Origin of the sequence: Bifidobacterium apicola (assembly GCF_042846865.1) — a bacterium.
Lineage (GTDB): Bacteria > Actinomycetota > Actinomycetes > Actinomycetales > Bifidobacteriaceae > Bombiscardovia > Bombiscardovia apicola.
Window position 1 is genome coordinate 605,290 of record NZ_BAAFQQ010000001.1, and the last position, 15,111, is coordinate 620,400.

The 15,111-nt window shown below is 60.3% G+C and carries 8 protein-coding genes and 1 tRNA gene; 4 read left to right on the forward strand and 5 right to left on the reverse strand.

What is annotated here, in order from left to right; all coding sequences use genetic code 11:
• Positions 1-84 precede the first annotated feature (84 nt).
• The 4 genes from ACGG9J_RS02705 to ACGG9J_RS02720 all read right to left on the reverse strand — a co-directional run bounded on the left by ACGG9J_RS02705 (position 85) and on the right by ACGG9J_RS02720 (position 10,484).
• On the reverse strand, positions 85-1,359 hold the full coding sequence (locus ACGG9J_RS02705) for a glutamate-cysteine ligase family protein (RefSeq protein ID WP_390133385.1): 1,275 nt from the start codon (positions 1,357-1,359) through the stop codon (positions 85-87).
• A 137-nt stretch (positions 1,360-1,496) separates the two neighbouring features.
• Positions 1,497-3,797, reverse strand: coding sequence for a glycoside hydrolase family 3 N-terminal domain-containing protein (locus tag ACGG9J_RS02710; RefSeq protein ID WP_390133388.1), 2,301 nt, complete (start codon positions 3,795-3,797; stop codon positions 1,497-1,499).
• A 481-nt stretch (positions 3,798-4,278) separates the two neighbouring features.
• Positions 4,279-4,932: a sugar O-acetyltransferase gene (locus ACGG9J_RS02715; RefSeq protein WP_390133390.1), complete on the reverse strand. Its 654-nt coding sequence runs from the start codon at positions 4,930-4,932 to the stop codon at positions 4,279-4,281.
• A gap of 83 nt (positions 4,933-5,015) precedes the next feature.
• On the reverse strand, positions 5,016-10,484 hold the full coding sequence (locus tag ACGG9J_RS02720; protein ID WP_390133393.1) for an acyl-CoA dehydratase activase-related protein: 5,469 nt from the start codon (positions 10,482-10,484) through the stop codon (positions 5,016-5,018).
• A 497-nt stretch (positions 10,485-10,981) separates the two neighbouring features.
• Here ACGG9J_RS02720 and xseA point away from each other — a divergent pair, with 497 nt between their 5' ends.
• Together xseA and ACGG9J_RS02730 are read left to right on the forward strand one after the other, a co-directional pair.
• Entirely contained in the window at positions 10,982-12,256 is a 1,275-nt protein-coding gene (xseA, locus tag ACGG9J_RS02725) for an exodeoxyribonuclease VII large subunit (RefSeq protein WP_390135293.1), read from the forward strand.
• Positions 12,257-12,339: 83 nt separating this feature from the next.
• Positions 12,340-12,675 carry an exodeoxyribonuclease VII small subunit gene (locus ACGG9J_RS02730; protein WP_232349618.1) on the forward strand — a complete coding sequence of 112 codons (336 nt, stop codon included), beginning with the start codon at positions 12,340-12,342 and terminating at the stop codon, positions 12,673-12,675.
• Between the two features lie 8 nt (positions 12,676-12,683).
• Here ACGG9J_RS02730 and ACGG9J_RS02735 read toward each other — a convergent pair whose 3' ends face one another.
• Positions 12,684-13,709 carry an endonuclease/exonuclease/phosphatase family protein gene (locus ACGG9J_RS02735; RefSeq protein WP_390133395.1) on the reverse strand — a complete coding sequence of 342 codons (1,026 nt, stop codon included), beginning with the start codon at positions 13,707-13,709 and terminating at the stop codon, positions 12,684-12,686.
• A 194-nt stretch (positions 13,710-13,903) separates the two neighbouring features.
• On the opposite strand from ACGG9J_RS02735, the gene ACGG9J_RS02740 reads away from it, so the two are divergent.
• Both ACGG9J_RS02740 and ACGG9J_RS02745 read left to right on the forward strand, forming a co-directional pair.
• A tRNA-Arg gene (locus ACGG9J_RS02740) sits at positions 13,904-13,976 on the forward strand.
• Between the two features lie 279 nt (positions 13,977-14,255).
• On the forward strand, positions 14,256-14,996 hold the full coding sequence (locus tag ACGG9J_RS02745) for a class I SAM-dependent methyltransferase (protein WP_390133397.1): 741 nt from the start codon (positions 14,256-14,258) through the stop codon (positions 14,994-14,996).
• Positions 14,997-15,111 lie beyond the last annotated feature (115 nt).

A 15,111-nucleotide genomic window follows, 5' to 3' on the forward strand; every position in this document is an offset into this window, starting at 1 on the left:
TGATGACGGATCAAGGCCCATTGGTGAACAGATTATACCATCCTCAGGAAACCTAACCCGCCCGTTCGCATAACGAAACAGTCGTCAGGACTGGAAGCGTTCAGGATGGCGCGGATCGCCCGGCAGATCATCCAGAGTGTTCTCGGCACCTAGCGCCTGCCGCCAGAAGTCCAGAGAGTGCCCATAGGGGCTGGCTTGCCCGCCGTGGGCCTGCAGGTCGGCCTTGGCCTGGAGCACGTCCTCCTCGCTCACCCCGTCCAAAAGCCCGACAAGTCCGGCGAATCGATCCGAGTCGTAGAAGATACCGCCGACGATCTCCAGAAGTCGGCTGGCACGTTTCATGGGCAGGGAATCCCAGTGCCTGAGCTCGATGTAATTCTTCAAACGGACGTCGTTGAAGTGCGTGGTCAGGATATGCGCTATCTCGGCATCGTTGAGCCGGCGGTCAGGATAGATCTCCCCGGCGTTCTCATGCCAGGCAATGAAGAACTGCCGACCCTGCGGCCCGTCCACCTCAGGGGTGTGGGAGACATCCGCCACCATGAGCGGGGTGGAGAGCATGTCCACGGCGTAGTCCTCCCAGTCGAAGCCGTCCTCGAACAGCCCCGGAATCAGGCCTGTGCGCTGGGTGTCGAGCCAATCCCAGATCCGCTGGCGTCGCAGGGGCATGCGGTTGGGCTTCCCCTCAAAGATCGGAGTATTGCGGAAGAAGTAGGCCAAAATGGGCCCGATAGCCGTGCCCAGACGTATCTTGGCGATGGCATCGTCCTCATCCCGGTAATCGATGCTTATCTGGGTGGAAGCGGTGCTGCGCATCATCATGGGCCCGCACTGGCCGATGCGGCCCAGGTAGGTGTTCATGACCGCATAGCGTTCCTTGGGATTGAGGCCCACATCCGCATAGGACCCAGCCGGACGGTACCCATACTCGACCAGACGGAACCCCAGCCGCTCGGCGATGGGGTCGGCCTCGGCACGGAAACGACGGTAGAGATCCTCGAATTCCCGGCTGTCGCGCACCACGCCCAGGGAGCACTCCACCTGGCTTCCGGGCTCCAGGGAAACCACGCAGCCCGGCCTGCTCAGCCCGACCAGGTGGCCATCCTCCCGGTATTCCTTATCGCCGTCGTAGCAGGGCTCCAAGGCCGACAGCAGAGCCTCGATGCCCCGCTCCCCCTCATAGGGCACCGGGGCGTCAGACCCATCATTACGGACAGGCAGGTGCTCGATCTCAATACCGTACCGCCACTGGGACCGCGGCTTTGACCCGCGTTTAAAGTAGTCGACCAGGCTGGCCACATGCCGCGGATTGGGAACCGTCAACAGGTGCGCATACCCAGCGCCTACGCTTTGCCTCATGCTGTCATCGTAGGAGCGGGCTTGGGCTCTGGGCAACCAACACGCGAGGAGTTCCGCTATCGGATGGCCGTCAACCAACCGACGGCCATCCGAAGCAGCCATAACCTATAACAACTGCAGCTCAGTCGATCACAGGCTCACCGCACGGTCACCGTTACAGCCTGTAGGTCTTCCCTACGCGAGGAGGGGCCTACCAACACATGGAACTGACCGGGCTCGACCCTGCGGTTGCAGTCGGCATCAACCAGGGTCCACTCAGCCACCGGTAAATCGAAAACCACCTTCCGAGTCTGCCCTGGATCCAGCTGAATCCTTTGGAAGGCTTTGAGCTCGCGGTCAGCCCAGCTGACGGAGGTCACCAGGTCGCTGATATAGGCCTGAACCACCTCGGTGCCTGGCCGCTGGCCGGTGTTGGTCAGGTCCACGGCCACCCTGACCGTATCCTTGCGTCCCACGGTCTCTGGTCCATCGACCTCAGGCTTTCCGTAAACGAAGGTGGTGTAGCCCATCCCCTGGCCGAATGCGAAAGCCGGATCCTGGGTCAGATCAGCATAGCGATCACCGTGCTGGCCCCGGATCTGGTTGTAGTAGACCGGCAACTGCCCTGCGTGCCTGGGGAAGGTGATGGGCAGTCTGCCTGTGGGTTCAACCTTGCCGGTGAGAATCCTGGCCAGCGCACGACCGCCCTGCATACCCGGGTCGGGCTGCCAGATCAGAGCCTTGGCCGACTGTGCGGACGCAGGCAGGATCAGCGGCTTGGAAGACATGAGCACGATGATCATGGGCTTGCCTGTCTGCGCCAAGGCATCCAGAAGATCGCGCTGAGGGCCGTAAAGTTCCAGGGTGGCAGTCGAACGCCCCTCGCCCACCAGCTGGATCACATCGCCGACTACAGCCACCACCAGGTCGCTTTGTCTAGCCTGTTCGATGGCCCTGTCGAAGCGGCTCTGATTGATCCTGGCCGGGGCCGCCACCTTGGGCCTGGGCTGACCGTCAGGGAAGAGCGGACCCGCCGGGTCGTCAACCAGACGGACCACATCGACGCCCTGCTCGCAGTTGAGTCGCCAGTTTTCAGGAAGCTCCTGGCGCAGGCCGTCAGCCACGGTCGAGATCATCTCACGAGGCTGGTCCTTGATCCAGTCGCATTGGCCTGAACCGCCCGCCCAATCCCCTAGCTGGTTCTGGGCATCGTCGATCAGCGGACCCACCAGGGCGATGCTGTGTGCTGAGCCATCACCGGAGCGGCCATCGGCATCCACGCCGCCAAACAGGGGCAGGATGCCATCATTCTTCAAAAGGACCGCTGACTCCTGGGCCACCTGGAGGTTGAGCTCCTGGTGCTCCGGCGAGTTGATTACCGCCTTCTGGGTCTCAGGGTCGGGCAGACGCGGATCCTCGAAGAGTCCCATGCGGAATTTCAGGACCAGGATGTGCCTGACAGCCCGATCAAGGTCCTCTTCGTCGAGCAGCCCGGCATCCAGCGCATCCAAGGCTCCCTGGTAGAAGCCTGGCGTGGTCATGATCAGGTCGTTGCCCGCCTTGACGGCAGCTGCAGCGGCCCTGGTGCAGTAAGGCTGGACTTTCTGCTCCCAGACCATCCGGCCCACGTTGTCCCAGTCCGTGATCAAGGTTCCTTGGTAGCCCCACTCCCCGCGCAACACATCGTTGAGCAGCCAGTTGTTGATAGTGACCGGAACCCCGTCAATGGATTCATAGCCCAGCATGAAAGTGGCCACGCCCTCCTTGGCAAGGCGCTCGAAGGGCGGCAGGAACCAAGAGAGCAGCTTGCGGTGCGAGAGGTCGGCCTCGGACGCGTCACGCCCGCCTTGGGTCTCGGAATAACCGGCGAAATGCTTGGCTGTGGCCAAAACAGCATCCTTGGGCAGGGTCCCGGTCATGGCTGATCCGCCCTGGTAGCCGCGTACCATGGCCGAGGCCATTTCACCAATCAGGAATGGATCCTCGCCGAAGGTCTCGTCGACCCGGCCCCACCGGGTATCTCTAGCGATGCAAAGCACCGGAGAGAAGGTCCAGTGGACGCCTGTTGCTGCAACCTCTTGGGCCGTGGCCCGTCCCATACGCTGCACCAGTTCAGGGTCAAAGGAGGCTGCCATGCCCAGCTGTTCGGGAAAGATGGTAGCCCCGCGGAAGAAGGAATGGCCGTGAATACAGTCGTCGCCGATCAGCAGAGGAATGCCCAAACGAGTGCGGTGAACGGCCTTGTCAGCCTTGATCATGTTCTTCGGAGAGACATGCAGCAGGGATCCGGCGTGCTGGTCCACCACCTCCTTGTCCACTCCCTGGCGGGCGTCCAGCTGCATCATCTGGCCCACCTTCTCCTCCCGGGTCATCCGACCCAGCAGGTCGGCCACCCGCTCATCCACACTTAGGTCAGGATTGCGGTAGGGCAGATCCTGAGTCAACTTCTTTGCTGCCATCTGGACACCTTCCTTTTCTCACTGATAACCCATTAACTGATTTCTTTGCAGCCGCTCAGACTAAAGCCGGCCTATCGAACGATGATTGCCAGGTCCCGTGCAGGAACGTTCAGGCCAGCCGCATCCGCTGCATCAGAAAGCAGCATCCGCATGCCCTGACCCGACGGCAGATAAACCGAAACGAACAACAAACTTTTTCAAAGCCTGCAATGCAGCGAATGCAGAGCCGATCCATCCAGGTTCATTGATGACTCCTAGGCCAACAGTTGCTACAGGCCTCGTTAGCGAGTAATTGCAATCCAGGCCGATCACGGCCGGATTATCCCATAGACTTCCTCAGGCCGTTTTCTGACGACATGAAGTCGGACATCCGCTTCTACACACCCAAAGAGCGCCGCTAATCAAAGCACAGTTTTCCAGGGCTACTGGCTGAGTTGTCACCGATCCGCAAGCGCCGATCAAAAACACTTATTATTTCAGCTCAGCCTTCCTGACCCATCCTGAAGGGCCTGGCATCATAAGGCGCCTGATACCGGCGATCCCTCCAGTAGTATTCATAATCGTGGTCATTGATGTGACGAACGACCTTACAGGGGTGGCCGTAGGCGACCACATCGGAGGGAATGTCCTTGGTGACCAGAGACCCTGCCCCGATGACCGTGTTGTCTCCGACGGTCACGCCCGGCATGACGATGGCACCTGCTCCGATCCACACATTTCTACCGATGCTGACCGGGACCGAGAACTGGGGCGTTCCATAGGCACGTATATCGGGCCGAATCGCATGCCCGGTGGTGACGATGGTGACGTTGGGTCCGAACATGGTGTGATCGCCTATGTCGATTCGGCCGTCATCAACCAGAACCAGATTGAAGTTGGCATAGCATTTGCTACCCCAGTAGGTGTTGCAAGCCCAGTTGGCCCGCACCGGTCCCTCAATCCAGCTGCCTTGGCCGAATGAGCCGAACATTTTTTGGCAGAGATCCCGCTTTTTCTCCACCTGAGTGGGGCGACAGGCATTGAACGCGAAAACCAGATCCTGCTGGGCATCCTGGACCTGCTTCATTTCGGGCGTATCGGCAATGTATATCTGATCGGTGTCTAGCAGAGCCTTGATCTCCTCGCGGCTGGTCATGAGAAACCCCTCTCTCCTTGATCTTCGTGGTTCAACAACTTGAGGCCAGGCGGGGTTGGCCACAAACATCGGGCTCGGCCCGGCTATAGGCTCTCCAGAACCCTCTCTTCATCCTGAACAGGTTCCACCTGCCCGGCAACCGGGCTGGTCGATTCCGCAGGTTCGGATTCGACGGCAGTCTTGTGGTTCTGGCTGGTCTTTTGCTGGTTGCCCGGCTTCTTGGCAGCGGCGATCATCAGCTTGATCCTGTTGAGCTGGTTGGCCTCTGAAGCGCCAGGGTCGTAGTCGATCGAGACAATGTTAGCCTCAGGGTAGGTCCTGCGGATCTTGCCGAACATGCCACGCCCGGTCACATGGTTGGGCAGGCAGGCGAAGGGTTGCGCACAGACGATGTTGGGGGCGCCGGACTGGATCAGTTCGATGATCTCGCCGGTCAGGAGCCAACCCTCTCCGGCCTGAACACCCAGGGAGGTGACCGATGCGGCTTTATCCCTCAGATCGCTGATGTGGGCCGGAATGTCGAACTTTCCCTTGGAAGCCTTGAAGCCGGCGATCATGGGGGCGCGGTAGGCATCCGCCGCCTTGAGGACGATCTTCTTGACGCCCACCTGGCCACCGGTGCCTAGCATCTCCTCGTTCCATTCAGCGTTGGAGATCCCGTTGACCATGAAGTCGCAGACACCGGGAAGCACGGCCTCACAACCCTGGCTCTCGATCAGATCGACTACATGGTTGTTGGCATCAGGATGGTACTTGACCAGGATTTCGCCTACTACGCCCACACGAGGCTTGCGGGGAATATTGCGCAGCGGCAGTTGGTCGAAGGCTCGGATCATCCGCTTCATCAGCGTGCCATAGGGCAGATAACCATGGCCATACACCTTCTTGGCGGTCTTGGAGTACCCGTGGTGCTCGATGGTCTCCTTGCAGATCGTGTCCCAAAGTCTGTAAAGCCTGTTGGCTGAGCCTGGCTCCTGCTCGTAGGGGCGGACCCTGAGCAGACACTCGATCATGGCATCGCCCAGGTAGAAGGCTTTGACGGCGCGGTGCAGCAGGGCCGGGGTTACCTGAAGGCCGGGATTCGCCCTGAACCCCTGTACGCTCAGCGTGATGATCGGCACGTAGCCATAGCCTGCATCAGCCAGGGCCTTCCGAAGAAGGCCGTAATAGTTGGTGGCCCTGCACATGCCGCCGGTCTGGGTGACAATGACCGCGCACTTGTGCGGGTCGAACCTGCCGGACAGGAAGGCGTTGACCAGCTGCCCCACCACGATGATGGCCGGGAAGCAGGCATCGTTGTTGACGTACTTGACCCCGGTGTTGATGTCTTCGGCCGTGGCATGCTTCAGGAGCTCGAAGTGGTAGTCGGCGCTGGAGAAGACCGCCTCCAAGAGGGAGAAGTGCACGGGGGACATCTGCGGCGCCACCACCGTATACTTATGGCCCATTTCCTTGGTGAAGCGATGCTCAGTGGCGTACTTGGACAGGGTCGGCTTGGCGGCGGCCCCGCTGGGCTGGACAGCTTTGTCCTGTTCAGCTGGGCGCTCTGCCGACTTGCTTCCAGCTTCCTTCTGCCGCGATGCCATGGTCTCCCGGATGGGCCTGATGCCCATGGGATGAAGGCCTATCAGACCCTGGTCGCTCTTATCGTGCAGAGCCACGAACCGTGCCAAAGCCACAATGTCGGCCTTGCGCTGGGATAGGCTGATCTTCTGCGCATTAGTGGACCGGAACCCATCGGATGTCGGCTTGTCGGACGCATTCACATCCACTGCTTCCATATGGCTGGCAAAGTCTTGCGAATCTTGAGAATCGGATGAATCCTCCGCTTGAACCCGGTCAGGCGATGGGTCGTCAGCAACCTTGGCTGCAACTTTCACAGGCGTCTGCTCCATAACGGACGCTTCATTCTGGTCTTCGCTGTCCTTTTGGGCCAGATCCCGCTGATGGCGTTCGTCCATGGCGGCCTTCAGCGAGCGCAGACGAATCTTGGCTGCACCCAGGTTGGAAACCTCATCGATCTTCAGCTGTGTGTAGACATCGCCCTTGTCGGCCAGAATCTCCTGGACCTGGTCAGTAGTGATGGCATCCACGCCGCATCCGAAGCTGACCAGCTGGACCAGCTGCAGGTCGGGATACTCGGAGACAAACTTGGCTGCGGAATAGAGCCTGGAATGGTAGGCCCACTGGTCGGTCACCCTCAAGGGCATCTTCTGATGGTCATCGCCGAAGCTCGGCACGGTCTTGCGGAACTTGGCTGCCGTGGGGTTGTTGGAGGCCAGGGCCCGCTCCCCTGCCGCCGGAATGATGTAGTCGCTCAGCTTGGGCAGGTCATGCACGTCCAGCTCGCAGATGGAGTCCTCGGAGAGCACCGCCATGCCCAGGGAGCAGATGGTCTCGGGAATGCCGTGGTTGACCTCGGGATCCACATGGTAGGGACGGCCCGACAGAACCACGCCCTTGACCCCGTACTCCTGCATGTAGGCCAGGGCACGAAGTCCCTCCTGCCGGACATCCTCCTTGAACCGGGCATCCTCCCGGTAGGCCTCCTGGACGGCCGTCCTGGCCTCTTCCTCGCTCACCTTGGCCCAGTCGAAGACCTTGACGATCCGCTCAACCATCTTCTCCTTGTTGGACAGGTTGAAGTAGGGCCGCATGAAGCGGACGCCGTTCTCCTTGAGCTCGGCCATATTGGCCTCGATCACCACCGGGTAGTTGGCCACGATGGGGCAGTTGTAATGGTTGTCCGTATCGGGAACCAGCTCCTGCTCATAGGTGACGCAGGGATAGAAGATGGTCTTGATGCCCTTGTCGACCAGGGAGTGGATGTGCCCGTGGACCAGCTTGGCCGGGTAGCAGATGTTCTCGGAGGCGATGGACTCCATCCCGCTCTCGAAGAGCTCGTGGTTGGACCGCCCGGAGATCATGACCCGGAAGCCCAGGGAGGTCAGCAGGGTGAACCAGAAGGGGTAGTCCTCGTACATGTTGAGCACGCGAGGAATGCCGATGTCGCCTCTGGTGGCCTTGTCCGGGGTCAGACGACGGTAGGCGAAGGCCCGCTTGTACTTGAAGTCGTAGAGGTTGGGCCTGTCGGAGCGCTTCCTGTTCTTGTCGCCGCCACGCTCGCAGCGATTCCCGGTCACGTAGCGGCCGCCGTCCTCGAATTCGGTGATGGTCAGCTTGCAGTGGTTCTGGCAGAGCTTGCAGACATCGTGGGTGGTGGTCATGGAGAGGTTGTCCAGATCGTCCCCCGCCAGAATGGAGCTGACCACATGGCCGTCTTGCACCTTCAGGTCAGGCAAGGTCGCCTTGAACCCCTGGTCGTTCTTGGAGGCAATCTTGTTGACGGCGGCCGGTGACGACTTTGGCTTGGTGGAAGTCGGAGCCTTATTGGGGGTGGTGGGCGTGCTGCCCTTGGACTTCACCCCGTCGGCCATATGAGAGCCGGCAGCGGTCAGATCCTCGACCTCGTCATTCTGCGGGCAGTGCATGCGGGCCGTCAGTGCGGCACCATAGGCTCCCATGAGCCCGGCGATGTTGGGCCTGGTCACCTTGCGACCGGTCAGGAGCTCAAAGGCCCGCAGGACGGCATCGTTGAGGAAGGTGCCTCCCTGGACCACGACCACCGGCCCCAGGGCGTTGGCATCACGCAGCTTGATGACCTTGTAGAGGGCGTTCCTGACCACCGAGTAGCAGAGCCCGGCGGCGATGTCCTCAGGGGATGCGCCCTCCTTCTGAGCCTGCTTGACCGAGGAATTCATGAAGACCGTGCAGCGGGAGCCCAGATCGGTCGGGGCCTTGGAGGCGAGCGCCTGCTTGGTGAAGTCTTGGATGCTGATGCCCATGGACTGCGCGAAGGTCTGCAGGAAGGACCCGCAGCCTGCCGAGCAGGCCTCATTGACGCAAATCGAATCGATGACCCCGTCGTTGACGGCGATGTACTTCATGTCCTGTCCGCCGATGTCGATGACCGAGGTGACCCCGGGGCTGATCTCCTCGGCAGCCCGGTAGTGGGCCATGGTCTCGACCACGCCCTCGTCGACATGCAGGCCGGCCTTGACCAGGCCCTCACCATAGCCGGTAGCGCAGGCGCGGGCGATGTAGGCCCCCTCCGGCAGGGACTTCCTGACTTCCTTGACGATATTGGCGGCGGCGATCAACGGGCTGTCCTTATGCACCCCATAAGTGGACCAGACGATGGTCTTGTCGTCGTTGATCAGCACGGCCTTGATAGTGGTGCTGCCCGCATCGATGCCCAGGAAGTGCGGCCCCTTGGCTCCGGACAGGTCTCCGGTGGGGATGACCTGGGCCCCATGCCGGTCGTTGAACTCACTGCGCTCCTCCTCATTCAGGAAGAGCGGGCGGATCGTTCTGGCCGTGGAGGGCATGTTCTCCAGGCCCTTCAGGGCAGAGAGGACGCCATCCAAGGAAGTCAGGTCAAAGTTCATGTCTTGAGTGTGGCTGGCATCCTTGGCGGTTTCGGTCGCGGGAGCCTTATGCTCACCGTCCACCAAGGTGGTGGTGCGGCCGTCCTGCATGGCATCCTGCAGAGCCATCTTGTCCAGGTTCGAGGCCTTCTCGGACCGTGCTTTGTCGACCTCCGCCTGGTCCAGCCCCCAGGCCGGGCCGAAGGGGTCGTTCACATCGGTCTCTGGCGAATAGTCGGTCTTGACCTGCACAGCGCTGTCCTGGTCGTCCTGCTCGTGGCGGCCAGCCATGATGGCAGCGCCGTAGGCCACATAGAGGTGCGCGTTCTCAGGGATGATGTAACGGCTGACCCTGTCCTGAAGGATCCGCTTGAAGGCTTCCCTGAGCTCGCTCATGAAGAAGAGGGGCCCGCCCAAAAAGATCACGTTGCCACGAATGGGACGTCCGCAGGCCAGTCCAGAAATGGTCTGTGTGGCCACGGCATTGAATATGGATGCAGCCAGATCCTCCTTGGCGGCTCCGTCGTTGATCAGGGGCTGGAGGTCGGACTTGGCAAAGACCCCGCAGCGCGAGGCGATAGGATAAATGGTCTTGTACTTGGCGGCCATATCGTTCAGGCCTGAAGCATCGGTGTTGAGCAGGGTGGCCATCTGATCGATGAAAGCTCCGGTCCCGCCTGCGCAGGACCCGTTCATCCGCTGTTCTGGCGTGGGCTTCAGATAGGTGATCTTGGCATCCTCGCCGCCCAGCTCGATGATCACATCCCCCTCGGGATAGGTGGCGTCGATAGCCTCGGTCTCGGCGATGACCTCCTGGGCGAACTCCGCCTGTAGCTGGCTGGCCAGTTCCAGCCCGCCCGAGCCGGTGATCACCAGGCTGATGGGATTGCCGGCCAGACCAACTCTGGATAACGATAGCTTGATGTCCGTAACCAATTCGGCCACGCATTGCCGCACATTGGCGTGATGGCGGCGATAGTCGCTGAAAAGCGCCTGATCCAGGCCGTCACCCGTGCCAAGAACAACGGCCTTGACTGTGGTGGAACCGATATCCAATCCCACACGCAGGAGATCCCGCGGTCCTGTGCCCTTATATCGACCTGCTATGTCGACGCCGTCAGACATGAAACAACCTCAATCCGTGAGACCGCCGCACGATGGGTTCAAGAAGCAGACACCACATCATATCCGGCTTACTGTATTCATGCTACCGCCAGAACGTGAATAACTTCTGCGATATCAGGGAATCAAGGCCGTCGCCTTTGACACAGATGCAGGCAAAACCGCCCCTGGTACAGGCAAGCCACAGACTAGGGCAGGTACATCAAGGCATTGGTTCCAACCCTTGTCCTCCACACTTTCGCCTTACTCCTAGCCTCCTCGCAAGTTGGGGAAATGCCGCTGTGCCCTCGGCGAAATCGGCCCAGAAGCAATCGACAGAGAGCCCCCAGAGTACATGGAATTGTCCCCGTATTGAGAGACCCTAAAAGAACGTTTCCTTCGCTGACCAACCCGAATGCCATCCTGTACAAGCTATGCCGGATGAGTTGGTCAGACTGGCGGAACAGATGGTCAGGAGGCAACAGGTGCGAGCATACATGGGTGCGAACATGCAAAGGTCGATGGGGGCGCCGGCTGGCTCAGCCCCGTCAGGACTGGCACCCAAACCCCTGGATCAGCTGCCCCGCCTGGCACGCGATACCACCGAAGAAGACCCTTGGCCGGTCAGCGTGCTCAGCCAGAAGTACCATGATGCAGTAGCCCGCTGGCCCGGAGCCTGGGTGGAGGGTCAGATCGTGGAGATCAACACCCGCCGGACCGGTTCAGCATATTTGACTTTGCGTGACAACTTCGAGGACATCTCCATCAATGTCATGGGCTTCCGCGCATTCGCCACCCAAGCCAGGGAATTCCGCCAGGGCGACCGAGTGGTGGTGCACGGGCGGCCCGACCTGTGGATCAAACAAACCCGCCTGAGCTTCATGGCCGACCGGATCAAGCGTGTTGGTACCGGTGACCTGAAGGAGCAGATCGACCAGCTCAGGCGCAAGCTCAAGGGCGAGGGTCTCTTCGATGCAGAAAACAAGGTTCCCCTGCCCGAGTTTCCCCGGCGCATCGGCCTGATCTGCGCACCCAAGGCCAGAGCCGAGGGGGATGTGATCACCAACGCTCGCCTGCGCTGGCCTATCATCGAATTCTCCGTGGTGCACGCCCACGTTCAGGGCCCTCAGTGCCCCCCCGAGGTGGTCGAGGCCATCCAGAAGCTGGATGCGGATCCTGCTGTGGATGTGATCATCGTGGCCAGGGGCGGCGGCAGCTTCGAGGATCTGCTGGGCTTCTCGGACGAGTCCGTGGTCCGGGCCACGGCTGCCTGCGTCACCCCCATCGTCTCGGCCATCGGCCACGAGGACGACTGGACTCTGATCGACCTAGCAGCGGATCTGCGCGCCTCCACCCCCACCGACGCAGCCAAGCGCGTGGTGCCCGACCTGGTCGAGCAGGAGGGAATCATCCAGGAAGCCCGAATGCGCATAAATGCACGGATCGAAAATATGGTCGAAGGCGAGACACGGCTGATTGAAGGATATGCCAACCGCCCCAGCCTGACCAAGCCGCAGACCATGCTGGACAAACCCCAGCGACTGGTCGACGAGTCCCTGGTCCGCCTGGACATCGCCCTTCGACGGATCGTGGACGATGCCTCCCTGACCGTGGAGAAGCTCCAGTCCTCGCTGACCGCACTCTCTCCCCAGTCCACGCTGGACCGCGGATACGCAGTCGTGCAGACCCTGGACGGGAAGGTGGTCGTCAGCCCACAGCAGGTTCAGACCGATCAGGATCTGACCCTGACTGTCAAAGAGGGCCGGATTGAGACCAAGGTCGTCAGCGGGCAGTGACCGATCCCACGTGGTCAGCCACATATAATCATCCACGTCATCAGGATTTTTGATTAGCACACCGTATAAGAAGAGGAGCAGGCATGAGCGACACCGACGAGGAGCAGACCCAGCAGAAGGAGAAGGAGCAGGGCAAGGAACAGCCGGTACTGGCCTCGGCCTTGAGCCAGAAGGAACGCGAGACCATCGCCAAACTGCCCTATGAGCAGGCTCGGGATCAGCTGATCCAGGCAGTTCAGGCGCTGGAGGCCGGTGGCCTGGATCTGGATGCCTCAATGCGTCAGTGGGAGATCGGCGAAGCCTTGGCCAAACGTGCTCAGGAGCTGCTGGGCCAAGTGCGGGCCAAGCTCGATGCCGCCCAGCAGGAGCAGGCCAGCGCCGGAGCCCAGGCTGGCACCCAGTCCAATTTGGATGCCTGAAAAGCCCCCTACTCCACCATCAGCGTAGCCAGCAAAGCTGCATGATCCGAGCCCACGATAGGTATGGTCTGCAGCCGATTGGCCCTGATGCCGCGGTCCACCACCACATGATCGATGGTCGCCAGCCTGGGCAATGGGGCTCTGTTGGCCGGCCAGGTCATGCTCATGCCGTGCCCGGCCTGACGTGCGCCATCACTGAACCGCTCCCCCAGCATGTCTCGGAAGACCGCATGATCATAGGTGGCGTTGAAGTCGCCCATCAGCACGTATCGAGTGTGCTCATGCTTTCGCAGGTTTCCCAGGTCGGACACGCTGCGTCGCCAGGCATTCCAGCTCCCTGGTTGCGGCGAGGTGGTATGGACCGAAACGAATCTGACACTGGTCTTCCCCCTGCCGAAGTCGATGCTGGCCGCCGGCATCATGGAGGAACGAGAACCCACGTCGTCCTTTGAGGGCGACTGCATCGGCGCGGCCGTCCAAAGGCCATTGGCGTATTCCTTCGAAGATGTGGAAAGCTGCTCGTGCGGCAGATAGCGGTCGATGCCGGCCTTGTGCAGACGGTCCACAAAATCCTGGCTAACCTCCTGCAAGGCCATCACCTCGACCCGGTTTTCGCTGACGGTCTTGACTACCTGATCGGCATCGGTCTGACCCTTGTAGACGTTCAGCGTCATAACCCGGGCCACATCGTCGTACCGGTCAGGATGCTCAAGGGCCATGGACTGCTCGGCTTGCCCATTGATCTGGGACCCTTCCTGGTAGAAGGGATACTGCCAGTAAACATTCAGGGCCAAGGCGGCGATAAGCACCAAAGCCGTAAACCATCGCGAAGCCATCAGAGCCAGGATCAGGGCCAGCAGGCCCAATAAGATGAACCAAGGCGTCAGAGCAGCCAGATCCGGCAGGTAAGGCATCGATGAGAGCCATGCCGGACAGGCTCGCGCCGCCAGAGCCAGCAAGCTTGCCAGCGCCGACAGCCTAGCCACCCACCCAAGGACATGCCTCACCAGGAAGGACTGTCTGAATCTCGCCATGGTCTCCTCCAGTAAATCATCGCCGACTCGGCCCCTTCCAGGGGATGCGCAGTCAGCTCGACCGTTGAGCAATTGTAAACCATAAGCCTATGGCGGGCGGGTATAGAAGGCTGACTTCTCCAGGAAGAGCACGGTGCTAGCCTGCACACCGGCGACCTGCCCAAGTCCCACGTCGTGGTACAGTAGTTTCCGTTGCCCCGGTAGCTCAGGGGATAGAGCACTTCTCTCCTAAAGAAGGTGTCGTGCGTTCGAATCGCATCCGGGGCACCCTGCATCTGCCAAGGAAGCGGATATTCGGGATATAGCAGAGTTGCATGTTCGCACATGATCGGCAAATCTGCACTTGACAGCCTGCTTTAAGCAATGTCCGGCCCGGCCACTGTCAATACGCATCTTTTCGAGGGGAGCGCCATGCCTCATGAAAGGCACCGGAACGAGGACGTACAGGATAATCTTCTCAACTGGAATGACAGGGCAGTTGTGCACGCCAATGGCGGCTATGGAGATCTTGACGCTTTTGCGGATGACCCATCGGCCCTGTCGGCAGTGACCTTGCGCGATCTGGAGGTTTTGAAGCCGCACCTATCCGAACACGGCGTCAAAGGGTTGCGTCTTTTGCATCTGCAATGCCATATAGGTGTTGACACCCTGTCATGGTGGCGTCTGGGAGCTCGAGACGTATATGGTCTGGATTTCTCACCCACTTCGCTGGATTATGCTAGAAGTCTGTCTGAACGGGCCGGCGCATCCATAACCTATGTCCAAGGCGATGCCCGTTATGCCGCAAACGCCATGCCCGAGCAACAAGGCTCGTTCAATGTGATCGTCAGCAGCAGCGGGACGATCACGTGGCTTCCTGATCTGGAGGACTGGGCTCGCTCAATCGCCTCCCTGCTGGCAGACGGTGGACTATTTATGATCCGCGACAACCATCCCCTGCTTTTCGCCCTGGACAATGAGGGCTTGTCGATAGTTCAAGACTATTTCGGCGGAACAGAAACGACCTATGAAACGGATCAAACTTACACGTCGGCAGTCGACTCGGCCGAAGACGAGACGAAACCCCGAATTACGCACACCACCAATCACAATTGGGCTCATGACTTCCAGGAGATAAGCAGCGTCCTCCTGGAAGCCGGACTGACCATAGAGGCAATTGGCGAGCATGATGTGGCCGACTGGCAGTCACTGCCAATGCTCGAGTCCACCCCTGAGGGATGGGTCATGCCTCGCAGTCAGCATCAGATCCCCCTGACCTTCTCGATGGTAGCCAGAAAGCAAGTCTGACCGAGCAGGTGCGAACATGGTCCGGCTTAACCACGGTCTGACTTAGCTAGGCAGCTCGTCCAGCAGATTGACCGATGCCCCTATCCTTGAGGATAGGGGCATCGTCATTTCACAA